This is a genomic window from Frankia sp. Mgl5 (genome assembly GCF_023242985.1).
GTDB classification, from domain to species: domain Bacteria; phylum Actinomycetota; class Actinomycetes; order Frankiales; family Frankiaceae; genus Parafrankia; species Parafrankia soli.
In genome coordinates, this window is record NZ_JALKFY010000150.1 from 1 (window position 1) to 266 (window position 266).

1 pseudogene is annotated in these 266 nt (G+C 56.4%); it reads left to right on the forward strand.

The annotated features are described in order from the left end of the window. Positions 1 to 266, forward strand: a pseudogene (locus MXD62_RS08765) (branched-chain amino acid ABC transporter permease); the annotation flags it as partial.

Genomic DNA, 266 nt, shown 5'->3' on the forward strand with positions numbered 1-266 from the left:
TCTATAAGTCAAGCGACGCGATCAACTTTGCCCAGGGCGAGTTTGTCCTGGTTGGGTCCTACGTCTGCTTGACGTTAATCACCAGCTACAAGGTGCCGTTTTTGCCCGCGCTGCTGTTGACTCTTGTCTTCAGCGCCTTACTCGGCTGGGCGGTGGAGCGGGTCGTCCTGCGGCCGTTCATTGGTGAACCGGTGATCTCCATGATCATGGCGACGATCGGTCTATCCAGCGTCATGGCAGGTGTCGTTCATCTTTTTTGGGGCACG